Consider the following 23505-nt stretch of genomic DNA (forward strand, 5'->3'; position numbering starts at 1 on the left):
CATGAGATCACGCTGGGACTGGATTCCGTGGCTGCTGGTGATCTTGATCCCAATCGCGACCTTTTTCCTGATGCAGGCGCAGGGCGTTGGTTGGCGGATCACGATGTTCACGGCGATTGTGCTCACGGCGCTGCTGATGTGGTTTCTGTCCCTGCTGCCGGATTTCGTGCCGGCGCTGATCGCGATGTTGTCGTTCCTGATCTTCGGCTTGGCGCCGGAGTCGGTGGTGCTTTCAGGCTTCTCGTCAAACGCCTTCATGCTGACCCTGAGCATCCTCGGGCTGGGCGTGGTGGTGGTGGAGTCGGGCCTGACGCGGCGCTATACGCTGATGCTGCTGCACCACCTGCCGGCGAATACCTTTGCCCACCAGCTGATGGTGTTCTCGACCGGACTCCTGTTCACGCCAACCGTGCCGACCATCGTCGGTCGGGCGGCGATCGTTGGGCCGGTGGTTGAGCATATCGCCCATGGCTGGGATGCGCGGGCACGGCGTCACTCCTCGACCATGCTGTATACAACGGGGCTGGATTCGATCCACTTCTTGGCGCCCTTGTTCCTGACCGCGGCACCAGGGAATCTGATGGTGTTCGCACTGTTGCCACCGCAGGATCAGCAAGCCTTCGACTTCCTGTTTTGGTTTTTCGCGGCCTCGTTGACGGGCATCGTGCTGCTCTGGTCGTATCTGTTCTGCAGCGCGCTGTTCTTCCGCAGCGCCTATCGGCATGTCGATATCTGCAAGGCCGAGATCGCCCAGGCGCTGGGAGACCTCGGGCCCATGCGAGCGACTGAATGGTGGGCGCTGATCGGTGTCATTCTGCTCGGTTTAGGCATCGCGACCATCAGTTGGCACCACATTGAGGTGCACCTGCTGGCACTGACGGTGCTCTGTTTGATGTTGTTCCTTGGCATGCTCTCGCGCAATGATTTTATTGCCAGGATCGACTGGGCATTCTTATTCTTGCTTGGGAGTATGATCGGCATCGTCGCGACGATGAATCATCTGGGGATCGATCGCTTCATCATGGGCGAGCTGTCCTGGCTGGGTGAGTACATGCGCCAGGACTTTGGCTTATTCGTCTTGGCACTATCGACGGTGTTCCTGCTCGCGCGTCTGTTCATTCCATTGAATCAGGCTATTATCGTCTTTGCCGCGGCGCTGATCCCGATTGCCAGCAATGCGGGCATCTCGCCCTGGGTAGTTGGCTTCGTGCTCCTGATCCTGGCGGAGACGGCGTTCTTTCCGCATCAGTCGCCCTATATCTTCCTTTTCGATCGGCTCACCAGCGAGGTTGATCGCGATATTCGACGGGTACAGTTGTTCCATCTGCTGCTGATCCCCTTCAAGATTACTGCGATCCTGATCGCGATCCCGTTCTGGCACCGCATTGGTGTGTTATGAAGCAGAGTCCCGCAGCGTTGATCCTGAGTCTATTGTTCTTTGTGGGTGTTGCCGCCTTTGCGGTGGTCTTCAATGTGACCAAGCCGCGGGTGATGATCTTACAAAGTTACGACCCGGAATATGCCTGGACACGTGATATCAATGCCGGTATCCGCCGTGTCTCGGACAGCTGGACCAATTACAGTGTCAACTGGCACTACATGAATACCAAACGCTTTTCCGATCCTGACTCGCTGCGCTACGCGGGAATCGTCGCGCGCCGTGCGATCGAGCGTTTCAACCCCAATGTCCTGATTGCTGTCGATGATCTCGCGCAAGGGCTTGCGGCCAGTTTCTTTGTCGATCATCCGCGTATGGAGATCGTATTCACTGGCGTCAACGACACAGTCGAGCCCTATGGCTACGTCGGCGCTGAGAATGTGACCGGTGTTTTCGAACGTAAGCCGCTGCAAGCGGTCAAGGACTTGGTGCTGACCCTTGAGCAAGAGACTGAGCAGGAGGCTGGCGATGCGGCTGCGCCAGCACCTGGAATTCATTATCTCATGGACCCCTCGGAATCGATGGCGCGGGATCGCGATCGGGTCGAGGCCTTTGATTGGTCGCCAGTCCGTTTCGAGGGGACCTTTGTCGCTGAGGATTATCCCTCTTGGCAAGCCTATGTGCGTGCACTGCCCAGTACCGATGGCGAGTATCTGTTGGTCGCCAATTACCGACAGCTGCAGCGCAGCGAGACCACGCCTGAGCCTGTGCCGCCCGATGAGGTGATGCGTTGGACAGAAGCCAACTCGCCCATTCCGATCATTGGGGTCAACGTCTTCAATGTCGAGGATGGGGCCGCCCTGGCGGTGGGTGCCTCGCCGTTCGAGCAAGGTGAGGTTGCGGCCCGATTAGCTGATCAGCTGCTTCGGCAGGATGTGCGAGGAGGTCAGGTTCCCATCGAGACTCCAGCGTACTACGTCGTCGCCATCAATGAGGCCGCCTTGGCGAAGCGTAACCTTGATCTGCCGCAGATCTATGAGGCCTTTGCGCGGACCACCTTTACCTACATCGATGCGGGGCAGTAAGGGGTTAAGAGGTCATGGGGGTGCTCGCACTGAGACGTCGATCCATGGACAGCAGCAACGCGCTCACCAGTGCCAACATTCGATTCCATCTGTTCCGCACGCTGGTGCTGCCGATGTTGCCGGACGAGCCGGCTCAACAGGTTCGGCCGCCGGTGGTGATTGGCGCCCATGGCGGCTCGGGGACCCGCGTGCTGCCACCGGCGTTGCGGCTGGCGGGGTTCTGGATGGGTTCTTGGGTCAATCCCAGAACGGAAGATGCGATGTCGACCCGCTTCTTCCTGCAGCGCTATTTTGAACCGGCGATGATCGATGAGCCGACTCAGCGCGTTGAGCTCGAGCGCCTGTTTCGTGCCCTGATCCGAGGCCACCGTGTCCGCATGCCCGACCCATCTTCGGCCTGGGGCTGGAAAAACCCGCGTTCCATGTGGGTGATTCCGTTCCTGGCTCGCCTCTATCCTGGGATGCGATTCATCCACCTGGTGCGCGATGGTCGTGACGTTGCCCTCAGCAAGAATCTGAACTTGCTTCACAAACATGGGGCTTGGCTGCTGGGTGAGCAGAGCCCAGAGGCTGACCCCGTCAGGGCCCAGCTTCGGCTCTGGGCGCTCGGAAACGCGATCGCTGCCCGCGACGGCAAGCGGTTGCTTGGGGACAATTATCTGCATCTCTCCTATGAGGAGCTGTGCCGGGCGCCGCGCGAGACATTGGCGCGAATGTATGACCATGTCGGCCAGTCGGTGTCGTGCCGCATCCTCGACCGCGCTCAGCAGCTCGTGGTGCCACCGAGCAGCATCAACGCCTGGCGCCACAGCGAGCACGAGTGCCTGCACCGGCCGAACCGCGAGATCACTGATGTCCTGCATCGGTTCGGCTACAGCAGCTAATGCCCATGGCGCCGTGCGACCCCAGCAGATGAAGCGTGCGAGATGCACATGAAGCCGACGAGCTGGGCGAGCCATTGCCATGTGACCAAGATCAGGCGGTTGGTCAGCCAGCCGTTTCGCTCGGTAAACCGGAGGGATGCCCATGAAGTTCAGACTCGATGATCAGGCCGACGCGGTCACACGGCTGGTGGAGCAGATAGAGATGGCGCTGATGGCAGAGGGCGTGCCGATGAAGATCATCTATGCGGTCAACCTGTGCGTCGAGGAGTTGGTGCTCAATAGTGTCAACCATGGCTATGGTGGGGCGGCCGCGGCCGATGTCGAGGTCGATATCGAGCGACAGGAGCAGCGCTTGATCATCGACATCAGCGATGGCGCCGCGGCCTTCGATCCGACGACCGAGGCTGCTGAGCCCGATACCGACGCCGAGATCGACGACCGCCCGATTGGCGGCTTGGGTATCCATCTCGTTAAGCGGCTAACCGACGAGATGAGCTATCGCCGGCTCGATGGACGCAATTACGTCCGCTTGGTCAAGGGGTTCGAGCCAGATGCCGAGGCCGCGGAGTAATTGCCATTTGCGCGACGATTGCGGCAAGTCGTTTGGCGTTATGCGGCTTGTGACCGGAGCTGTTTGCGGTGAGCGGGCTAGAGCATTTGGATGGTCTTACTGATCGTCTTGCCAGCCTTGAACAGGGATAAGAAACCGCACAGATCCAAGACCTCTCGCACATGGGCATTGGCGTGGCAGAGGCCAACACCGCCACCGAGCTTGGCGGTTGCCTTGACCGCCTTCATCATCACCCGTAAGCCCGCGCTCGAGACATAATCGGTGTCGTCGAAGTCGAAGACGATTTTCGATTCGCCGGTTTCGATGCGAGTCGTGAGCTCGCGATCGATCTCTGGCGAGGTCGTGGTGTCGAGTCGCTTGCCGGGCTTGACCACGAGGGCGTCGCCTTGTTTGTAGAATTCTGCGGCCACGCTGGACTCCTCTGGTCGACTGGGTCATGCGCATGAGAGCGCATTGGAGTGACCGGCGAGCGGTCGCTGTGTGCGGTGGGCGTTCCCCCGCGGCTCGCGCGGATTCTGCGCTCCATTTTGAGCTATTCTTGCTCTGCTGCTCATCCATCAAGTCCACCGAGGGCCATCGTCTAGTGACCGACCAAACGACCACCGTGGCCCTCAAAGGCTCTCCGCAGCTTGAGGTGTTCCGAATCATCGACGAGCGGTTGCAGGATGCGGTTCGGCGTGAAGAAGACACCGATTATCGCAGTGCCAAGGCAAACCGTCGCACTCAGACCATCGGTCGCATCTCGGTCGTCACTGTGCTCTTACTCACCCCGCCGGTGTTCTACCTGATCTGGACCCTTGTTGGGGCCATGGGTGTGATCACCGATCGGATGGGCTCGATGCATGAACAAGTCGATCTGATGGAACAAGACTTTGATCAAGTGGCGGCTCGGATGTCCCGCATCAACAGCGCGGTTGGCAACATGAGCAACAACATCGCGGTGATCGAGCCGATGGAGCAGAGGCTGCTCCGCATGCGCGACGATGTCGACCTGATCTCGACATCGATGGGTGGAATTGCCCCGAACGTCCATTCGATTGACCAGGTCCTTGGGGGCATGGAGCAAAATCTCCTGCAGATGAATCACGTGTTTGGCTTTCTGAATCGCGATGTCTTCAGGATGCGCCAAAACGTGAATCAGATGAGCAGCCCGATGCGCATGGTCCCTTTCTTCGGCCAATAGTGCCGCAGTAAGAGCCGGAGTCGAAACCGGCTTCCCGAATCTTGACCAGAGTGGCCGTAGCGATGACCCCAGAAGAACGTGACGAGGCGCAACAGGTTGCCAACCGCTTCATGGACCTGCATGAAGACTTGATGTTCATCTTCAAGCACAACATGGTCCGCAGTACCTCGCGCATCAACAGCATTATTCGCTACGCGATGGTCGGAATGGTGGTGATGATGCTGGCCATGCTGGCGTTGGTCGCGACCTTCACAACGCGCATGGATAGCATCACGAGTTATATGGTCGAGATGGCTGACGACATGCAGAGGATGCGCGATGATTTTGACACCGTGAATGCCATCATGCGCTCCATGGAGCAGTCGGTAGTGGCCATGGATGGTTATGTCGCGCCGATGCCGTCGATCTTTTCGTCGGTCGATGCGATGTCGGTGAATATGTCCCGCATGCGCGAGTATCTCGGCAGCGTCGAAGGCGATATGGACCGCATCCAGGTCCGCATGGTCTCACTCGGCGGCGCGCTACAGGCCATGGATCAAAAGATGATTGATATGAGTGGAGCGATCGGCGGCATTGGCCGTGACGTCAACATCATGTCGCGGCCAATGTCCATCCTGCCGAATAACTGATTCGGGTTGTTAGCCTTGGCCGCCGCTTGACGCTGCACCATCGGCGGAACGGATCTCTGGTGCCTTCGGCGCCACCCTGGCCGGCGGTGCTGACTCCAGGGGTTGTGACGCTGGGCGGGGGATGGTCGCTTGCGGCGTTGCCACTGGTTGTTGGTTAACCGCTGGCGCGGACTCTTCAGCTACCGATGTCTGGCCTTGCACCTGGTCTGCTGGCGCTGCTGCCGGCTCCGGATCGGTGACCTGTCTAGGCGCAGACGCTGGCACTGATGCTGACGCCGGTGCTTGCTCTGGCTCTGACGTCGTTGACTGAGAGCTTTCCTGCACAGTGGTCTGGAGCGACTCTGAACCTGTTGCTTCGTTGCTGGTGCTTGCCGAGCTGGCCTGACTGGGTTGGGCCGGAGCCCTCGTTTGAGGGGCATTGGCCATCTCTGCAGCCGTGTCTTCGGTGCCGGCCTCGGTCCCGCTGGCCCCGGCTAGCGTGCTGCCACCCATGCTGCTGCTACCATTAACATTACCGGTAACATCAGCGGTAACCTCACCGGGGTTGCTGCCACCTTGACCAGAGCCTGTCGGTTCATTGCTTCCGGCTGATGTCACAGCCGCGTCAGCGTTTGCAGTCTTGGAGCCGGAGCTAGCGTTGGTCGCGGTTCGAGTCGGAGACCGTTCGCTCGCGGTTGAGGCGCGCTTGGATGCGCTTGACGCGCTTGTGGTGGACGCCGAACGGGTCCGAGTCGAGGAGCTGCGAGGTTCAGAACTGGCGGTGGCGATGCGGTTCTGCCTTTCTTGTTCGCGCTGACGGCGGATGCGTTCGGCATAGTTACCATAATCCGGTCCGCTCCCGATCACGGTAACCCGCGTGCCAATGTCAGTATGCGCAAACAGGCTCGATGCGACCTCATCCGGAAGGCGGATGCAGCCATGCGAGGCGGGTTGGCCGGGCCTAGGGATGGCGCCTGCGTGCATGCCGATACCGTCATAGGTCATGCGCATGAAGTGGGGCATGCGGGCGCCGACGAACTTGCCCCCGGCAGGTATCGGGTCGCTCGAATGGGCGTTGCGCTTGTGTAAGCCACCGTTGGCGTTGTAGATACGGCCGTAGAGGTTGGAACGCTTCTTCGCCACCTTCTCCATCACCTGGAACTCACCGCTCGGGGTTGGATGCGATGAGACGCCTGATGCGATGGTCGTCCAGCCCACCTGTTCTTTGCCGTCGTAGAAGCGCGCGCGTTGCTCGTTGGTGTCGATCACCACATGCGAAATCTTGCGTCCAGTGCCGTTCCATTCGAAGAGTTGATCCGGCTCTGGGTCTTCCTGCGGCTCGGGGATGGCCTGCGCCGATGCCTCTGCGGTCTCCGTCTCTGGCTCGGACTCGACGTTGACCTCCGCTGGAAGCTGGTCGCTGGAGGGCGTTGAGACGGGGATCTGGGCGCAGCCGCCGAGCAGCATGACGGCGCTGATGATCTGCAGCCAGATCGAGCCTATGGGGTGAATGTTGTTGTGTAGCTTATTCAGGATGCGCATGACTCAGTTGAGGCTCATGGGGTCCGGCAGTTTCTCGTACCTGCATGTTAACGCATTGAGCCGCCTTGGCTCGAAGGGTGAGCGTAAATCTCTGCGCACGAGGGAGTATGCAGAAAGAGGTTGTATGCAAAAGAAATCGTATGCAAAATCTGAAAAATATCTTACTTTGATGGGCCATTGATAGGCCATCTTGCCAAACCAATCGACCGAGGAGGTCTTCAATGGCACCAAGCCATCCCTGTCCGGGCAACCCAGTGCGCGCTAGACGGCATTGGGTGGCCATGCTTGGGCTCATCATGCCATTTGCCGCAGAGGCGCATTTTCTCGAGCTGATTCCATCGACCGAGATTCTGACCGCAGAGACTGGCCCTGTTGTGCTGTTGGATCTGGCCTTCACCCATCCAATGGGACCTGGACCGGCGATGGCCATGGACAAGCCGGTTCGCTTCGGCGTGGTAACGCCCCAAGGTCGTGAGGATCTGACGCAAGGATTAGAGGTCGTTGAGCGGGACGGTAAGCCTGCTTACAAGGCCGAGTACCGGGTTCCGAGCCCGGCTGACTACCTGTTCTTCGTCGAGCCGGCGCCGTACTGGGAGCCGGCTGAGGGGGTGATGATTGTTCATTACACCAAGACAGTCGTTGACGCTTACGGCGCTGAGCAAGGCTGGGACCAACGGGTCGGTTTCCCGGTTGAGATTGAGCCTTTGGTTCGTCCTTACGGGCTTTGGGCGGGCAACCTGTTTACCGGTGTCGTGACTCGGGCCGGCGCGCCGGTGCCGTTTGCCACTGTCGAGGTGGAATGGCGCAACGATGGCTCGGTCGAGCCGCCAGCGGCGCCGTTCGTGACCCAAGTGGTGAAGGCCGATGTCAATGGCGTGTTCAGCTATGCGATGCCACGCGCCGGTTGGTGGGGCTTCGCTGCCTTGCTCGAGGGCGAGGAGACCATGGCCAATCCGTCTGGCGAGCAGGTGCCGGTTGAACTCGGCGCACTGATCTGGGTGCGCACGCGGGAGATGTAAGCGGCGGCTTTGCGAGCGATCGCTGGCGACGGCTGGCGATCGCTGGGCGAAACCCCACGCTGCTCGATGTTGATCAGCGCCAGCTTGGTACCGCTTGCGGCGGTACACCTTGCGGTGGCCAGGCCTGTCCACTGGGTGGCGCATAGCGCTGATAGGGCCACTGAGGCGGTGCGCTGCGAGCGGGAACCGGACGTTGCTGCGGGCGGAAGTCGGGCTCTGGCTGTTCTGCGGGGTTGGCCTCAGCGGCTGATGAATCACCGGCATCACCGGCCGCGCTCGTGTGTTCCTTTGCGCTTTCGGTGCCTAAGTCTAGGTCCGCTGACGGTGCGAGCGACGCAGAGATCGCCGCGCCACCAAGTGCGTCAGTCTGGCGCTCGTCTGTTGGATCGATGTCGCCGTCGGATTCTATGCCTTCGATCGAATCCGTCTCATCGGTTGGATCTTTCTCAACGCCTGCCGCTGATCCGTTGTCCGCGTGCGACCGAATTTTGCCTGCGCTGTCCACTGGATTCAGTTGAGCGTCAGGCTCCAGTTGGTCGCCTGAAACGAGTTCGTCGCTTGGCGTCATCTCGTGGCTGGCTTCGTCTTGGCTCGACGCAGTCGCCTGTTTGGCGAGGAGCTGCTGTGGATCGAACCCGAGCAGCCCATCCAGATCGTACTCTGATAGCTCATAGAGCCAGGGGTCTGTGCCGGTTTGGAGCAGATAGCTACCGTTGCCATCGGCGAATACCGTCCGACTGCGACGGCTGCCGTCATCCAGCGTGATGTCGAGCCGAAGCATGGGCTCGGACGTCAATGCTGCAGCGGTTGCCGGCATCCGAACATCCTCATAGCTGAGGTTGGCGATGCGGCTCAACAGCGCCGCAACCTGAGATGGGTCCAGGTCAGATCGAGCCAGCTCGGGCGCGTTTGGCTTAGTTTGATCCAGACCCGTCGGTTCCAGCCCAGCGCCTTCCAGCGTCTTGTCTTCCCGCCCAGCGTCTTCACGTTCAGCGCCTTCTCGCACGGTGCCTTCTCGCACGGTGCCTTCTCGCACGATGCCTTCTCGCACGATGCCTTCTCGCACGGTGCCTTCTCGCACGGTGCCTTCTTGCTCACGATGGTCCAGTTCCATGCGCTCTAGCTCGGGTGCTGGGGCAGAGGTCGGCGTGCCGGCCGTTTGGTCTGCCAATGCGGCCGTGAGCCGCCAGCTGCCATCCATGCGACTGAGCGTCCAGTTATCGCTGTGAACGCGCTCGATCGCCTCGGCGTCGAGGCGGAGCTGGTCGCGACGCAGCCAGTCGCGACGATCACTGGTCATCAGAACGTTGGCCAGCGGCAGGTCGTAGACCGTCTCTTCGTCGGCCAGACGCGCATAGAGGCGGCGAAAGCCTGGGGAGTCGCCAGTCAAGAGCTGCGTTAGCTCGCCGACATCGCCGACATCGCCAGTATTTCCGGGTTTGCCGTACAGCGTGATACGACACTCGGCGTTGTCGTCGGCGACCTTGAGTCGGTGTTGTGTCTCAGCGCTGGCGCCGACCGGCAACGGCCGCTGCAGGGCTGTCAGCGTGTTCAAGAGCCGATCAACCTTGTCCGCGTCGGCAGGGAAGTCGGCGAGCGCGGGCAGGACCCAGCCCTCGGCAGCGCGCGCGAGCACGACCTCCTCGTCGGCGCTATCGATCTCGATGCGCCTGACCTGATCGCTCGAAAGATCGAGCAAGGGGGCATCGGTGGTGATGCTCGTTTGGATTGCGTTGCCGGCCAGGACCAGCGCCGCGACAAGCTGCGCCACCAGCAGCGCGATCAGGGCGCTGACGGCGGGCGTCTGCAGCGCGCGCCGCCAGCTCGGCTCAAGCCCGCTGAGTGGGTGACGGAAGTGCTGTGCCAGCCCATTCGATCGATCGCTCATGACTTAGCCTCCAAGATCGCGGCCAGGGTCTGTTGGCGGCGGCGATGCAGCCGCTGATGCAGTGCAAAGACCAACGCCAGACCGCCAAGCGCGAGCAGATAGTTCAGCGTTTCGAGCAGGATGCGCTGCTCGCGTCCGATCGGCTCGAGGAGACGGTTGTACTGGCCGCGGCCGCGCAGCGTCAGCAGCCCAGGGTCTTCGAGCGACCAGTCGATGGCGTTCTGGATCAGGGTCAGCGGCGCTAGATAACGGCTCTGGGTGGCCTCGGTGGCGAGGCTGATGGCGGTGTCGGAGAGGAAGGTCGATGAGCCGAGCAGGATCAGTCTTGCCGAGCTCGGCGAGTGCTCGACGACGCTGGAGAGCCGCGGTGACTCAGGCGCGGGCGTCTCGTCGAGCGCGCTTGCAGCGTCCAGGGATGCGCTATCGCGCTGCTGGTCGCTGCGCAAAGGCGATGGCTGGTCGCTGAACGCCGATTCGAAGCGGCCTTCGATCAAGACGCCAAGGAGCTTGCGCCCAGTGTCGTCACCGCGCTCGAAGCCGAGCTCGGGATAGGCCTCCAGATCGGGCTGCACATCGTTGTCGGTGCACGTCCAGGCCGCTGCGGAGGATTCGATCAGCGGTACGACCTGGCGCCCGGCGTTGGCCTCGGCATCGAGGCTGATCGGCGCCGCCCAGGTCATGGTCAGCTGGCCGAGACCAGCGGTGATGCCGGACGCATCGCTCAGCCCATCGTTACGCACATCCGGGAAGTAGGGATAGGGCAACATCTGGATCTCCTCGATCAGGAAGCCGCCGAGCTGCCGCTGCACGGGGATCGGGAAGGGTGTGTTCTGCGGGTCCAGCACCAGTCCTGGCCCGAGCCGCAGACCCAGCCCGGCGAGCCAGTCCTCCAGCCCGGTGGGTTGGTCGACGGCACGGATGCGGCCGCCGCCAAGGTCGACATTGAGCGGGGCGGCGGCCAGGATGACGGTGCCGCCCTGCATCAGGAACTGGTCGATGGCGAAGCGTTGGCGCGCATCGAGATCCTTGGGCGCGATGACCAGGAGCAGATCGGCCTGCGTTGGAACCTGGCCGTCGCGAAGATCAGTCGGGATCAGATTGAAGCTGGATTGCAGCACCTCCGCGAGCAGGCTGTCGTCGGTGTTGCTGCCACCAAAGCCGTCCATTCCCAGCATGCCGGGGCTGGATTCCGGCCGATAAAGGGCGACGCTGCGCAGCACGCCGGGTGTGAAGCGCTTGATTGCCGCGCTCAAGCCGCGGCGCAGGCCGGCGGCATCGAGCGGCTCTGGTAGAGGGACGGCCTGTGCTTGCTCGCCCCGCTTGAGGACCAAGTCGAAGTAGAAGGGCTGCGGGTCGAGCAGGCTGAGCACCAGCGGCTGGAGTCCGTAGCGCTCGGCGATCGCTTGCTCCAGCGTCGGATCGCTGGCCGGATCGATGATCTCCCAGCTGAAGCGTCCCTCGGCGTCTGCCGCGAGCTCGTCGAGCAGGGATTCCAGCTCGGCGCGCAGCGCGGGGAGCGGCTCGGGCAGGACGCTGGGATCGGAGACGAACGCGCGCAGCCGCAGTGGCCGGTTGATGCCGGCAAACAGATCGCCGCCGGCCTGCCAGCCGTAGAGCACCTTCTTGATCGCGCGGGTCAGGTCGTATTCGGGGTTACGCAGGACCACGTCGAGATCGGTCTCGCCTCGCACCTTCAGGTCGATCAGCTCCTGAAAGCCCAGTACCTCATGGCTGTCGCCGTACTTCACCAGGATGTCGAAGTAGGAGTTGACCACGCCGGCCTGGTACTTGCTGGCGGTCTGGAACGCGACCGGCTGGATGCCGTATTGCTCGCCGGCCTCACGCTCGCGCTCGGGGTCGTTGTGCGGATCGATCAGCTCGACGACGACGCGCCCGTTACCGGCGGCCTGATACTCGCGCAAGAGATCGCGCAGTTGCGGCACCAGGGGCGCGAGCAGCGGATGGGTCTCGGCGCTGAAATAGCCGCGGATCAGCAGCGGCTCTTGGAGCTGGTCGAGGTAGGTCCGGGTGGTCTCGGAGAGGCTGTAGATCGCGCCGCGGGTGAGATCCGCGCGCACGTCATCGACTTGATGCAGCCAGAGGTTGGCGGCGAGTAGGTTGGCGACGGCAAGCCCAGTGAGCAGCGACCAGCGATGATGAGCGAGGCGGCGCGGGGGGTCGAGTGCCGGATCGTTGGCCCAGCGCAGGCGCTCCAGGGTGTCGACGCTGAGCAGCAGGAAGGCGCCAACCAGACTGAGGTAATAGTAGAGATCGCGTAGATCGATGACGCCACGGGTGATCGACTCGAAGCGTGAGCCGGAGCCGAGCAGCCGCAGCAGCTCGCCGCCGCCGTACCCGGCCAGGCTGGTCAGCGCCGGCGAGCCGATCAGGTAGAACAGCGCGGCGACGAGCGTCGTGCCGATCAGCGCGACGATCGGGTTATCGGTGCGCGCCGAGACGAACAGGCCGATGGCGATGTAGGCAGCCGCCAGGAGCAGTGTGGCCAGATAGGCGCCGACGACGGGTCCCCAGTCGAGCGGGCCGATCAGCGCGACGGTGAGCGGCAGCGGCAGGGTCAACGCCAAGGCGATGGCCACCAGCGCCCAAGCGGCGAGGAACTTGCCCAGCACCAGGCGCCAGGTCGCTACCGGCAGCGTCGCCAGCAGCTCCAGGGTGCCGGCGCGGCGTTCCTCGCTCCACAGGCGCATGGTCAGCGCGGCAGCGAGGAAGATCAGCAGCAGCGGCATCCAGTCGAACAGCGGCCGGGTGTCGGCGATGTTGCGCGAGAAGAAGGCCTCGACCCAGAAGAACACGAACAGGGTTGCGGCAAGGAAGGCACCGATGAAGAGATAAGCGACCGGCGAGCCGAAGAAGGAGGAGAGTTCTTTACGGGTGATGCGCAGGATGTTAGCCATGGGTTGGGTCCTCTTTGGCCGAGGTCTTCGCCGTTGGCTGTGGCTCCGGGTTGGCCTTTAGCTCCGTTTTTGGCTCCGCTTTTGGCTCGGTTTGTGGAGTAGGTTTCGCCTTTACTTTCGGCCTTGGCGCCGGCTCGGCGTTTGGCGCTGTCTTGGCCCTTGACTCCGACTTGGCTTTTGGCGTCGGTTTGGCCTTTGGCGTCGGTTTAGCCTTCGGTTCTGGTCTTGGCGTTGCTTTTGCCGTTGCTTTTTTGGCCGTTGCCTTTGCCTTTGCCTTTGGTTTTGGGCTTGCTTGTGTTGTTGTTTTCCGCGTTGTCTTTGGCGTTGCGGCTGCCGAGCCTGAGCGCGAGCCTCGGCTCGAGCGTTTGCGAGAAGCCGGCTTTGGCGTGGAGCTTTCAGCAGAGCCCGCGGTCGTTGGGGTCGCAGCCGATGCGCTGGACTGGATCTGATCGCCGCTGGTAACCGCACCAAACAGCGCTTCGAGATCGCGCCGCTCGGGCGTGAGTGTATACAGCGCCCAGCCGCGCTCGGCCGCCATCCGCGCGATCCGCGGTGCGAGCCGCTTGGGATTATCGGTCTTCAGTGCAAAGCACCGATGCGCCCCCTCGTCACCGAGATGCGTCACCGCGCCAACGCCATCGAGCGCGCCCAAGGTCTCGGTGACCTCGGAAATCGGCCGATCGAGTGTGACCAGCAGGCGCGGGTCGGTGCTCAGCGCATCGAGACGGCTATCAACGGCGAGGCGCCCGGCGCGCATGATCAGCACCCGCGAGCAGATCGCCTCGACCTCTTGCAGGATGTGCGTCGAGATGATCACGGTCGCCTGGCGCGCTAACTCGCGGATCAGCGCTCGCATGTGTTGGATCTGGGAGGGGTCGAGGCCGTTGGTCGGCTCGTCGAGAATCAGGATCGGCGGCTCATGCAGGATCGCTTGCGCGACGCCCAGCCGCTGCCGGTAGCCGCGCGAGAGGGTCGCGACCGTTGCCTGCGCCTTGGTGCCGAGCTCGGTGCGATTGATCGCGCGGCGGATGGCCTCGGCGCGATGGCGCCGCGGGATGCCGTGCAAGTTAGCCTGGTATTCGAGGTGCTCGAGCACGCTCAGGTCTGGGTAGAGCGGGCAGTTCTCGGGCAGGTAGCCGATGCGTCGCTGCGCCTCGCGCCGGCGGTTGGCTAAGTCGAGCTGGTCGATGGCGATCTGGCCGGCGCTCGGCTCTAGGAAACCGGTGAGCATCTTCATGATGGTGGTCTTGCCGGCGCCGTTGTGGCCGAGCAGGCCGACGATCTCGCGGCGGCCGATTGTGAACGACACCTGGTCTACCGCCTTCAGGGTGCCGTAACTGCGGCTGATCTCATAAGCCTCAATCATCCGGATACTCCGCTGCGGGTGTTGGCGATGACGAGAATGGGCAACTTTGTAATAACGTGAATCTCGCACGATTCAGCTGCCAGGGTGGTGCGACGCCATGCGAGTGAGGTTGCCGGGCGCAAGCCGCGAGCGCAGAGAGGCGCGGCCGTAGCAGCCAGAAAGCGCACTGTATTGCACTGCACTGGGCGGTTAGGTGCAAGCGGGGGCAGGCTGTGTTGGCAACGGCTGAAGGCAGCTAGCGCAGCCTGAGCGTTCGTCCCGGTGCACGGTGGTCCTGGTCCTGATCATGGTCGGTCGAACCTGGCTGCGTGGTCGCTGTAGGATAGGGTGTTTTATAGCCCGCGTTGAGCTTGCGTGAATGAGCCGACTCGCCAACAAGTCACCGATCTCGCATGTGCCTCTAGCGGAGCGCATGCGTCCGCGGAGCCTCGATGAGGTCGTCGGCCAGTCGCATTTGCTCGCGCCGGGGCGGCCACTGCGCGAAGCGATCACCGCCGATCGCCCGCATTCGGCGATCTTTTGGGGCCCACCCGGTACCGGTAAGACCACCTTGGCGCGGTTGATTGCGGCGGCATCGAACAGCCGATTCTTGAATTTGTCAGCGGTGCTGGCTGGCGTTAAAGACATCCGTGCTGCGGTCGACGAGGCGCGCCTTGTGCGTACGACTGAGCAGCGCGGCACCATCCTGTTCATCGACGAGGTGCACCGGTTCAACAAGGCGCAGCAGGATGCCTTCTTGCCTCACGTTGAGGATGGCACGCTGGTCTTCATCGGTGCCACGACTGAGAACCCTTCATTCGCGCTCAATAATGCGCTGCTGTCGCGGGCGCGTGTCTATTTGCTCAAGCCGTTGGAGCTGGTTGATCTAGAGCAGTTGGTGGATCGTGCCCTCAGTGACCCTAAGCGTGGTTTGGCCGATCCCGAACGCGCTCTCGACAGCGTTCCTGCCCCCGTTTCCACCTCCGCTCTCGCGTGCTCTGCCGCTAGTAGCGTCGCTGGAGGCACAAGCCAACAAAGGAGGATCGGGCCAGAGGATGCTGAAGGGGCAGAAGCGACAAAAAGGGCTGATGGGGCTGATGGGGCTGATGGGACTGATGGGACTGATACTGCTGATAGGGTTGAGGGGGCTGCAGCGGCTGACAGGGCTGACGGGGCTGCAGCGGCTGAGGTTGCGGTATTTGGCAGCAGCGCTCCGGGACGTCTTCTGATCGATGACGAGGCGCGGCGCCTGCTCGCCGAGGCTGCCGATGGCGATGCGCGCCGGCTGCTGAACCTTCTCGAGTTGGCCGCTGATTTGGCCACTCCGGTCGTCGCTGAGCACCAAGCTGAGCCGATCTCGCAATCAGAGCCGAAACCAGAGGTGAAGATGGGGCCAGGGTCAGGGTCAGGGTCAGATTCAGATTCAGATCCAGATCCAGATCTATCTCTCGCATCAAAGCCTCAGCCTGGCCTAAAGCCAGCGACAGCACCTGATGCACCACTAACAGGGCAGTCAGTGCAAGCGTCAGCAGCAGCGCTCGGTCCTTGCCGCCGTATCAGCCTTGAGACCCTGCGCCAGGTCATCGAGGGCAGCGTCCGCCGCTTCGACAAGGGCGGCGACGCCTTTTATGATCAGATCTCCGCGTTGCATAAATCGGTGCGTGGCTCGGCGCCGGATGCCGCGCTCTACTGGCTGGCGCGGATGATCGATGGCGGCTGCGATCCGCTCTACATTGCGCGACGCTTGGTGCGGATGGCCAGCGAGGATATCGGCAATGCCGATCCGCGTGCGCTCACCATTGCCATGGATGCCTGGGACGCGCAGCAGCGTCTCGGCAGCCCAGAGGGTGAGCTGGCGCTAGCGCAGGCGACGGTCTATCTGGCCAGCGCGGCGAAGAGCAATGCCGTCTATCGGGCCTGGAACAGCACGCTTGAAGACGTGCGCAAGCAAGGCTCGCTGGAGGTGCCGGTGCATCTGCGCAACGCGCCGACTCGGCTGATGAAGGAACTTGGTTATGGACATGCCTACCGCTATGCCCATGATGAGCCGGATGCTTACGCCGCCGGCGAGCAGTATTTTCCAGACGCCATGGCGCCGCGGCGCTACTATCAGCCGGTCGACCGCGGCCTCGAGATCCGCATCAAAGAGAAGCTCGAGCGCCTTGCAGCACTGGATCGCGCCGCAGCCGCGAAGCCTCGATAATAGCGGGATCATTGATTCCTATCGGTTTTGCCCCGTTCGCCCGATTCATCGAGCGGCGCTTTGCATTAGCACCTGAGACCACCTCCTCTCCTATGCTCTTACAAGAACATGATGTACCTGCGCTGATCTGGAACGATCAACGCGTTGACTATCGCACGCTGCTGGCGCGTATCGATGCGCTTTCGCGGTCTTTTCCCGGCGTCCCCCGCGACCTTGCCCCCTGCGACGACGCCCATTGTGACAAGGTAGCGATCTTCTCCGAGAATCGGCTGGAGTGGGTCTATGCCTTCTATGCGGGCTTGAAACAGGGCTGCACCCTGGTGCCGATCGACTTCATGAGTTCGGCGGAGGATGTCGCCTATATCCTGCGTGACTGCACGCCGTCGTTGGTGTTCTGCTCTAACAACACGCGTGAGCTCTTGGCTCAGGCCATCGCCGCCTGCGATCAGCAACCATGGGTCTTGGTGCTGGACGATCTGGATTTAGCGGCTGCTGATGATGGTCAGGCCGAACCCGTGCCCGCACCCGCGCCCGACAAGACCTTGCTGCTGATCTACACCTCGGGGACGACCGGCAGCCCCAAGGGGGTGATGCTGAGCTGGGACAACCTGCTCGCCAACATCGAGTCGATCTCCGAGGACGTGCCCATCTACACACCAGGGCAACGGGTGCTCGCGCTCCTGCCGCTGCATCACATCTTTCCATTGCTCGGCGCGCTCGTCACGCCACTGTATACCGGCGGTACCTGTGTGTTTTCTCCCTCCATGGCCGCGGAGGATATGCTGCGGGCGCTGAACGACCATCAGGTCACGATCATCATCGGCGTGCCGCGGCTGTATCGGCTGATCGCCAAGTCGATCAAGGACAAGATCAACGCCAGCCGTTTGACCCGGCTGCTGTTCCAGTTGGCGGCCAAGATCAACTCGCCAGCCTTCTCGAAGCGCCTGTTCGCCAAGGTGCATGCACGTTTCGGTGGCCATGTGCGCTTTCTGGTCAGCGGCGGTGCCAAGCTCGATGAAGAGGTGTTCCGGGATCTGACCACCCTCGGCTTCGAGGTGTTGGAGGGCTTCGGTATGACCGAGGCGGCACCGATGATCACCTTCACCCGCCCCGGCGAGGCCAGGCTCGGTGCTGCCGGTCGCCCGATGCCTTGCAACGAGGTGCGCATTCTCGACGGCGAGATCCTCAACCGCGGTCGCAATGTCATGCAGGGCTATTTCAAGCGCCCGGAAGAAACCGCAGCCGTGGTCAAAGATGGCTGGCTGCATACCGGTGATCTCGGCTATCTCGACGACTCTGGCGCCTTGCACATTACCGGTCGCAAGAAGGAGATCATCGTCTTGCCCAGCGGCAAGAATATCAATCCGGTCGAGATCGAGGATAAGCTGTCTGCGGAAACCGATCTCATCGGTGAGGTCGCTGTGTTCCAACATCAGGACAGTCTGGAGGCGGCGGTGGTGCCGGACTTCCGCAAGGCGCGGGAGCAGGGCATCGCTGACCTGCAGAAAACCCTGAATGAGCAGGTGCTGGCGCCCTATAACCACGGGGTCACACCGTACAAAAAGGTGATGAAGCTGCACCTGCTCACCGAAGAACTCCCCAAGACCCGGCTCGGCAAGCTGAAGCGCTTCTTGCTGCCCGAGATGGTCGCGTCAACGGCGACCCGCAAAGCGGTGCAGGCGGAGCCGGATGATCCTGAATACAAGACGATCCAGCAATTCCTTCAGCAACAGAAGGAATGCGAGGTCTTCGCCGGCGATCACCTGGAGCTGGATTTAGGGCTCGACTCCCTCGACCGCGTCGGACTCCAATCCTTCCTGCAGGCTACCTTCGGTGTCGGCGTGACGGATGAGACCCTGATGGAGCATCCGACGGTAGGTCGTATCGCTGCGTTGATCCGCGACAAGAAGACCAAGATGGCGGTCTCGGTGGTGGACTGGGCGGAGATCCTGAAACAGCGCAGCGAGATCCAGTTGCCGCGCAGCTGGGCCGCACACAATCCACTCCGCCACGGCATGGCCGCGCTGGCGCGTGGTTACTTCCGCTTGAGTGGCTCCGGGATGGAGCATCTACCGTCTGGCCCCTGTATCCTGGCACCGAATCACCAGAGCTTCCTGGATGGTCTGTTTGTCGCTGCCTTCCTGGATAATGCGATGATGAAGCGGACCTATTTCTTCGCCAAGGCGAAGCACGTCAACAGGCCCTGGCTGCGCTTTTTGGCGGCGCGCAACAACGTCATCGTGCTAGATCTGGAACGCGATCTGAAACATGCGTTACAGAACCTCTCGGAGGTGCTGCGCCAAGGCTGTAACCTCATTATCTTCCCGGAGGGCACCCGCAGCAAAGACGGCGTCGTGGGGGCGTTTCGCAAGACCTACGCGATCTTGAGCCGTGAATTGGGCGTGCCGGTGATACCGGTGGCGATCAGCGGCGCCTGGCGAGCATTGCCGAGCGGCTCCTGGCTACCGAAGATCTCGGCACCGATCAGCGTCAGCTTTCTGCCCGCCGTCGTGCCTGGCGAGCGCAGCTATGAGGATTTGAATCAGGCCGTGATGGATCAGGTCGTGGCAGTCGTTAGCGGGTCCGCGAGCTGAACGCTTTGAGCGCCTGCGATCGCCGCCAGCGCATGTCGGCTGTGGCCGCGCTCCAGTTGAGATCTCGATCTAACGCGTAGGGCGCTGCGCTACCCCGGCAGATCAAGCATGAGGGATTCAGGTTAATGCTCGGGCGTTCAGCGTTTCGCGGTTGGCTATTGCATCGGCCATCCGCTATCCCGGCGTCTGATTCGACGACAGGCGCTTCTCGGTTAACCTGATTTTTCGCTTGCACTAGATTTTCACTTCCACGAGTTTTCGCTCCTATTAGGTTGTCAGCCAACATGCAGAATCACGACTGGTCGACTGTTTCGCGCTTTGCTATCGCCGCCTCCCTCCTGCTTTTTGTCCTGTCCTGGGTCGCCGTGCCTAGGGTCTCGGTCGCTGTGGCGACTTCGCCTGACCCCAATCTCGCCGAGGCCTTAGTCATGCAAGGCGATCCGCAGCGCGGCATCGAGCCCTGCGCCAAGTGCCATCAGGCTGATGGCGGCGGCAGCGAGGAGGTGGGCGCGCCGCGCTTGGCGGCTCTGGGGGCAGACTATTTGGCCAATCAGATCCAAAACTTTCGTGATGGCAATCGTCAGCACCCAATCATGGCGCCCTGGGCGAAGTTGCTGACTGAGCAGGAGATCACCGCGCTGAGTGCCTACTTCGCTGCGCTGCCGCCGGCGAGCAACGCACAGGTACCTAAGCATCTGAACCCCAGAGACGGTGCTTGGCTCGCCCTGTATGGCAATTGGGACGGTCGACGGCTGCCGGCCTGCCAGCAGTGCCATGGCCCGCTCGGTATTGGTGTTGGCGAGCATTTTCCGGCGTTGGCGGGGCAGCCCTACAACTACCTGGTCGGTCAGCTTGCGGCCTGGGGCACGGGCGAGCGTCGCGGCGACCACGACGGCATGATGGCGGCGGTTGCGCACCGGTTGACCCTGGCCGAGGCGCAGCATGTCGCGGCCTTCTATGCCGCCTTGCCGGCCGTGCAGGCGGTGGAGACTGCGCGCGAGCTTGATACTGGCACCTGGATGCCGAGCGCTGCCGGGCTGAAGCCGCCCGCCCTTGTCGTTGCCCCGGCAACGGCGCCTCAAGCGCAGACTGAGTCAGAGGCTCAGCCGCCGGCCAAGCCACATTGGTGGTCGTCGATCATGCCGAAGGTGCACAAGGAGGCCTTGTCTCATCAAGGCCGGGTCGCACCCGGTCGCATGCTCACCGATGAGCGCCCTTTCCAGCCGCCGTCGCGCAGCGAGCGGCCAACCGATGAGTTCGGCGAGATGGTCGCGCTGGGCGAGTCTATCTTCAGCCATACCTATAGCCATCAGATCTCGGGCCAGTACGTCGGTAACGATCAGGTCTGCGAGGGCTGCCATCTGGACGGCGGGCGTCTCGCCAATGCGGCGCCGATGTGGGCCGCCTGGGTCGCCTATCCGGCTTATCGCGCCAAGAACAACAAGGTCAATACGCTGACTGAGCGGATTCAAGGCTGTTTTGCCTACTCGATGAATGCGCAGGCGTCCGAGGTCGGCCATCCACCCGCCGCCGATAGCACCACGGTGCTTGCACTGACCAGCTATCTCTACTGGCTGGCCCAGGATGCACCGACCGGTGATCGGCAGATGCCTGGGCGCGGTTTTCCGGCGCTTGCTCAGACCGAGCAAGGCTTTGATCCAGACCGAGGGGAGGTGGTTTACGCCAAGCACTGCGCGGTCTGCCATGGGGAGGAGGGCGAGGGTGGCTACGCTGGCACCGAGATGGTGTTTCCGCCACTCTGGGGTGAGCGCTCCTATAATTGGGGCGCTGGTATGCACCGGATCGACACCGCCGCCGCCTTCATCAAGACCAATATGCCGCTCGGCAATTACCTGGAGCTGAGCGACCAACAGGCCTGGGATGTCGCGGCCTACATCAACAGTCAGGAACGCCCGCAAGATCCGCGTTTTAACGGCGATCTCGCTGAGACCACGGAGCGCTTCCACGGCGGTGAGTTCGACTACTATGGTGTCAGGAAGGCGCGCGATGGCCGTCTGCTTGGATCGAGAGCGATGTCTCCGCCAGCGTCAGCCGCCCAAACCGAGGTTGGCACCGACTGATCCTGCCGATTAGTTCGCAGGTCAAATGAAAGGACGAGCACAGCAAGGCGAATGATGTTGCAGATCTTAGCGATCGCCGGTGGTGGGGCGCTTGGTGCAGTAGCGCGGTTTGGCGTCTCAACCGGCGTCTATCGGCTGTTTGGGCGCGACTTTCCCTGGGGAACCCTGGCCGTGAATGGCCTTGGCTCCTATGCCATGGGTCTGCTGTTTGTGCTCTTCTTGGAGCGCGGCCTGGTGGCACCTGAGCTACGCGCAGCGGTGCTGGTTGGCTTTCTGGGCTCGTTCACCACCTTCTCGACCTTTTCGCTGGAGACGCTGACGCTGGTGGAGCAGGGCGAGACGGTTCGAGCCTTGCTGAACGTTTCCGGTAGCATACTGCTCTGTCTCGGGGCCTGTTGGACCGGTATCATGAGCGCGAGGTTGCTATGACCAAGTTTGACCCAGAGTCTGGGCATGGCCTGATCTTGGCGACCATGGTCCGGGTCTATCTGACGGAATCGGATCACGGCCTGAAGCCGTTGTTGAAATGCCTGCATGATGAGCTTGGCGTGCTGGGTGCGACCGTGACGCGCGGCGTTGCCGGCTTTGGCGCCTCCGGCGTGGTGCACAGTGCGGGCTTGGTCGATCTATCGACCGATCTGCCGCTCGTACTGGAGTTTTTCGATCGGCCAGAGCGCGCACGCATCGCGATCGAGCGCATCAAAGATTTCGTCGATCCCGGTCATGTGGTGTCTTGGAGCGTGCACGTCGAATGTGACGAGGATGTCCAGGTATTACCCGGCTGACGCGACAACGAGCAGAGGCGTTTTGATCTGCTGCCTCATCATTCACTGAGCGTGCATTCGATACCAACGCGCACGCCCTGACCAACAGACATCATCATGCTTGACCCCAAACTCCTCCGCGGCGAGCTCGACCAGGTGGCCGCTCAGCTCGCGCGCCGCGGCTTCCGGCTTGATACCTCCCGCATCGAGGCCCTAGAGACCCGCCGCAAGGCGCTGCAGGGCGAGGTGCAGGAGCTGCAGAACCAGCGCAACGTCAAATCCAAGGCGATCGGCAAGGCCAAGGCCGCCGGCGAGGAGATTGCCCCGATCATGGCCGAGGTCGCCGCCTTCGCCGATCGGCTCAAGGCGATGGATGCCGAACTCGAGGGCCTGCAAGCCGAGCTGCGCGAGATCGCTCTTGGCATCCCCAATCTGCCCGACGCCAGCGTGCCCGATGGCCGCGACGAAACAGCAAACCGCGTCGAGCGCCGCTGGGGCGAGCCACGCGCCTTCGATTTCGAGCCCAAGGACCATGTCGACCTTGGCGTACCGGCCGGCTGGATCGACTTCGACGCCGCCGCCAAGCTCACCGCCTCACGCTTCGCGGTGCTCAATGGCCCGATGGCGCGGCTGCATCGGGCGCTGATCCAGTTCATGCTCGACCTGCACACCGAGGAGCACGGCTACAGCGAGACCTACGTGCCCTATCTGGTCAACGCCGACAGCCTGCGCGGTACCGGTCAACTACCCAAGTTCGAGGAAGACCTGTTCCGGGTGCCGGGGCCGGAGCGCGATTTCTATCTGATCCCGACCGCCGAGGTGCCGGTCACCAATCTGGTGCGCGATCTGATCTGCGACGCCGCCAGCCTGCCGCGCAAATGGGTCGCGCACACGCCCTGCTTCCGCAGCGAGGCGGGCTCCTACGGTAAGGACACCCGCGGCATGATCCGCCAGCATCAGTTCGAGAAGGTCGAGCTGGTGCAGGCGGTGCGCCCGGAAGACGCGTTCGCCGCCCTGGAGCAGCTCACCGGCCATGCCGAGACCGTGCTGCAACGGCTCGGGCTGCCCTATCAGGTGGTGACGCTTTGCACCGGCGATCTCGGCTTCTCGGCGGTCAAGACCTACGATCTCGAGGTCTGGCTGCCCGGTCAACAGCGCTATCGCGAGATCTCCTCCTGCTCCTGCTTCGGCGACTTCCAGGCGCGCCGGCTGCAGGCGCGCTGGCGCAATCCCGAGACCAACAAGCCCGAGCTGCTGCACACGCTAAACGGCTCCGGGCTTGCCGTCGGGCGCACGCTGGTGGCGGTGCTGGAGAACTATCAGCGGGCCGATGGCGGCATCGAGGTGCCCGAGGCATTGCGGCCTTACATGCGTGGCTTGACCGTGCTCGAGCCGGCCGGCTGATGCTCTGGCCTCTGCTGCTGATCCAGCATGTGCGGCCGGTG

General features: G+C 62.3%; 18 protein-coding genes. 13 read left to right on the plus strand and 5 right to left on the minus strand.

Annotated elements, in window-relative coordinates; translation table 11 throughout:
* Position 1: 1 nt before the first annotated feature.
* The 4 genes from CCR96_RS04580 (at position 2) to CCR96_RS04595 (ending at position 3918) form a co-directional block, all read left to right on the plus strand.
* Entirely contained in the window at positions 2–1399 is a 1398-nt protein-coding gene (locus CCR96_RS04580) for an SLC13 family permease (RefSeq protein WP_201217885.1), read from the plus strand.
* Positions 1396–2463 (plus strand): ABC transporter substrate-binding protein, encoded by a 1068-nt coding sequence (locus tag CCR96_RS04585; protein ID WP_201217887.1) that lies wholly within the window; start codon positions 1396–1398, stop codon positions 2461–2463. Before CCR96_RS04580 ends, CCR96_RS04585 begins: the two co-directional genes overlap by 4 nt.
* Positions 2464–2507: 44 nt before the next feature.
* Entirely contained in the window at positions 2508–3347 is an 840-nt protein-coding gene (locus tag CCR96_RS04590) for a sulfotransferase family protein (protein WP_201217889.1), read from the plus strand.
* A gap of 142 nt (positions 3348–3489) precedes the next feature.
* Entirely contained in the window at positions 3490–3918 is a 429-nt protein-coding gene (locus CCR96_RS04595) for an ATP-binding protein (protein ID WP_201217892.1), read from the plus strand.
* 77 nt (positions 3919–3995) lie between these two features.
* Here CCR96_RS04595 and CCR96_RS04600 read toward each other — a convergent pair whose 3' ends face one another.
* Positions 3996–4328 carry an anti-sigma factor antagonist gene (locus CCR96_RS04600; protein WP_201217894.1) on the minus strand — a complete coding sequence of 111 codons (333 nt, stop codon included), beginning with the start codon at positions 4326–4328 and terminating at the stop codon, positions 3996–3998.
* A 173-nt stretch (positions 4329–4501) separates the two neighbouring features.
* Here CCR96_RS04600 and CCR96_RS04605 point away from each other — a divergent pair, with 173 nt between their 5' ends.
* On the plus strand, positions 4502–5101 hold the full coding sequence (locus CCR96_RS04605; RefSeq protein WP_201217896.1) for a hypothetical protein: 600 nt from the start codon (positions 4502–4504) through the stop codon (positions 5099–5101).
* Positions 5102–5163: 62 nt separating this feature from the next.
* Positions 5164–5730, plus strand: a complete 567-nt coding sequence (locus CCR96_RS04610) for a hypothetical protein (RefSeq protein ID WP_201217899.1) — start codon at positions 5164–5166, stop codon at positions 5728–5730.
* Between the two features lie 9 nt (positions 5731–5739).
* Here the strand turns inward: CCR96_RS04610 and CCR96_RS04615 are convergent, their stop codons facing one another.
* Entirely contained in the window at positions 5740–7251 is a 1512-nt protein-coding gene (locus CCR96_RS04615; RefSeq protein WP_201217906.1) for a L,D-transpeptidase, read from the minus strand.
* A gap of 221 nt (positions 7252–7472) precedes the next feature.
* Between CCR96_RS04615 and CCR96_RS04620 the strand changes: the two genes are divergently transcribed.
* Positions 7473–8270: a DUF4198 domain-containing protein gene (locus tag CCR96_RS04620; protein WP_201217908.1), complete on the plus strand. Its 798-nt coding sequence runs from the start codon at positions 7473–7475 to the stop codon at positions 8268–8270.
* 73 nt (positions 8271–8343) lie between these two features.
* Here CCR96_RS04620 and CCR96_RS04625 read toward each other — a convergent pair whose 3' ends face one another.
* Genes CCR96_RS04625 through CCR96_RS04635 form a run of 3 tightly spaced genes read right to left on the minus strand, consistent with a single transcriptional unit; the run spans position 8344 to position 14439 of the window.
* Positions 8344–10158: a DUF4340 domain-containing protein gene (locus CCR96_RS04625; protein ID WP_201217910.1), complete on the minus strand. Its 1815-nt coding sequence runs from the start codon at positions 10156–10158 to the stop codon at positions 8344–8346.
* The gene (locus CCR96_RS04630; RefSeq protein ID WP_201217913.1) at positions 10155–13073 is read right to left on the minus strand and encodes a Gldg family protein; all 2919 of its coding nucleotides are present in this window, start codon (positions 13071–13073) and stop codon (positions 10155–10157) included. Before CCR96_RS04630 ends, CCR96_RS04625 begins: the two co-directional genes overlap by 4 nt.
* On the minus strand, positions 13066–14439 hold the full coding sequence (locus tag CCR96_RS04635) for an ABC transporter ATP-binding protein (RefSeq protein ID WP_338035810.1): 1374 nt from the start codon (positions 14437–14439) through the stop codon (positions 13066–13068). The genes CCR96_RS04630 and CCR96_RS04635 overlap by 8 nt, the downstream gene beginning before the upstream one ends.
* A gap of 358 nt (positions 14440–14797) precedes the next feature.
* Here CCR96_RS04635 and CCR96_RS25020 point away from each other — a divergent pair, with 358 nt between their 5' ends.
* The 6 genes from CCR96_RS25020 to serS all read left to right on the plus strand — a co-directional run bounded on the left by CCR96_RS25020 (position 14798) and on the right by serS (position 23464).
* Positions 14798–16621 (plus strand): replication-associated recombination protein A, encoded by a 1824-nt coding sequence (locus CCR96_RS25020; RefSeq protein WP_274601068.1) that lies wholly within the window; start codon positions 14798–14800, stop codon positions 16619–16621.
* Positions 16622–16713: 92 nt separating this feature from the next.
* Positions 16714–19215, plus strand: coding sequence for an AMP-binding protein (locus CCR96_RS04650; RefSeq protein WP_201217916.1), 2502 nt, complete (start codon positions 16714–16716; stop codon positions 19213–19215).
* 386 nt (positions 19216–19601) lie between these two features.
* Positions 19602–21296 carry a c-type cytochrome gene (locus CCR96_RS04655; RefSeq protein ID WP_338035811.1) on the plus strand — a complete coding sequence of 565 codons (1695 nt, stop codon included), beginning with the start codon at positions 19602–19604 and terminating at the stop codon, positions 21294–21296.
* A 51-nt stretch (positions 21297–21347) separates the two neighbouring features.
* Complete coding sequence (gene crcB, locus CCR96_RS04660; RefSeq protein WP_242518470.1) at positions 21348–21725, plus strand: fluoride efflux transporter CrcB; 378 nt, start codon at positions 21348–21350, stop codon at positions 21723–21725.
* Positions 21722–22081, plus strand: coding sequence for a DUF190 domain-containing protein (locus tag CCR96_RS04665; RefSeq protein WP_201217920.1), 360 nt, complete (start codon positions 21722–21724; stop codon positions 22079–22081). The genes crcB and CCR96_RS04665 overlap by 4 nt, the downstream gene beginning before the upstream one ends.
* A 96-nt stretch (positions 22082–22177) precedes the next feature.
* Positions 22178–23464 (plus strand): serine--tRNA ligase, encoded by a 1287-nt coding sequence (serS, locus tag CCR96_RS04670; RefSeq protein ID WP_201217923.1) that lies wholly within the window; start codon positions 22178–22180, stop codon positions 23462–23464.
* Positions 23465–23505 lie beyond the last annotated feature (41 nt).

The organism is Halochromatium roseum (assembly GCF_016653315.1).
GTDB lineage: Bacteria > Pseudomonadota > Gammaproteobacteria > Chromatiales > Chromatiaceae > Lamprobacter > Lamprobacter roseus.

Coding starts and splice junctions, on each gene's coding strand:
- CCR96_RS04585 (WP_201217887.1), top strand. CDS start 1,396: ATGAAGCAGAGTCCCGCAGCGTTGATCCTGAGTCTATTGTTCTTTGTG.
- CCR96_RS04595 (WP_201217892.1), top strand. CDS start 3,490: ATGAAGTTCAGACTCGATGATCAGGCCGACGCGGTCACACGGCTGGTG.
- CCR96_RS04625 (WP_201217910.1), bottom strand. CDS start 10,158: ATGAGCGATCGATCGAATGGGCTGGCACAGCACTTCCGTCACCCACTC.
- crcB (WP_242518470.1), top strand. CDS start 21,348: ATGATGTTGCAGATCTTAGCGATCGCCGGTGGTGGGGCGCTTGGTGCA.
- serS (WP_201217923.1), top strand. CDS start 22,178: ATGCTTGACCCCAAACTCCTCCGCGGCGAGCTCGACCAGGTGGCCGCT.
- CCR96_RS04620 (WP_201217908.1), top strand. CDS start 7,473: ATGGCACCAAGCCATCCCTGTCCGGGCAACCCAGTGCGCGCTAGACGG.
- CCR96_RS04650 (WP_201217916.1), top strand. CDS start 16,714: ATGCTCTTACAAGAACATGATGTACCTGCGCTGATCTGGAACGATCAA.
- CCR96_RS04580 (WP_201217885.1), top strand. CDS start 2: ATGAGATCACGCTGGGACTGGATTCCGTGGCTGCTGGTGATCTTGATC.
- CCR96_RS04590 (WP_201217889.1), top strand. CDS start 2,508: ATGGACAGCAGCAACGCGCTCACCAGTGCCAACATTCGATTCCATCTG.
- CCR96_RS04665 (WP_201217920.1), top strand. CDS start 21,722: ATGACCAAGTTTGACCCAGAGTCTGGGCATGGCCTGATCTTGGCGACC.
- CCR96_RS04615 (WP_201217906.1), bottom strand. CDS start 7,251: ATGCGCATCCTGAATAAGCTACACAACAACATTCACCCCATAGGCTCG.
- CCR96_RS04610 (WP_201217899.1), top strand. CDS start 5,164: ATGACCCCAGAAGAACGTGACGAGGCGCAACAGGTTGCCAACCGCTTC.
- CCR96_RS04635 (WP_338035810.1), bottom strand. CDS start 14,439: ATGATTGAGGCTTATGAGATCAGCCGCAGTTACGGCACCCTGAAGGCG.
- CCR96_RS04630 (WP_201217913.1), bottom strand. CDS start 13,073: ATGGCTAACATCCTGCGCATCACCCGTAAAGAACTCTCCTCCTTCTTC.
- CCR96_RS25020 (WP_274601068.1), top strand. CDS start 14,798: ATGAGCCGACTCGCCAACAAGTCACCGATCTCGCATGTGCCTCTAGCG.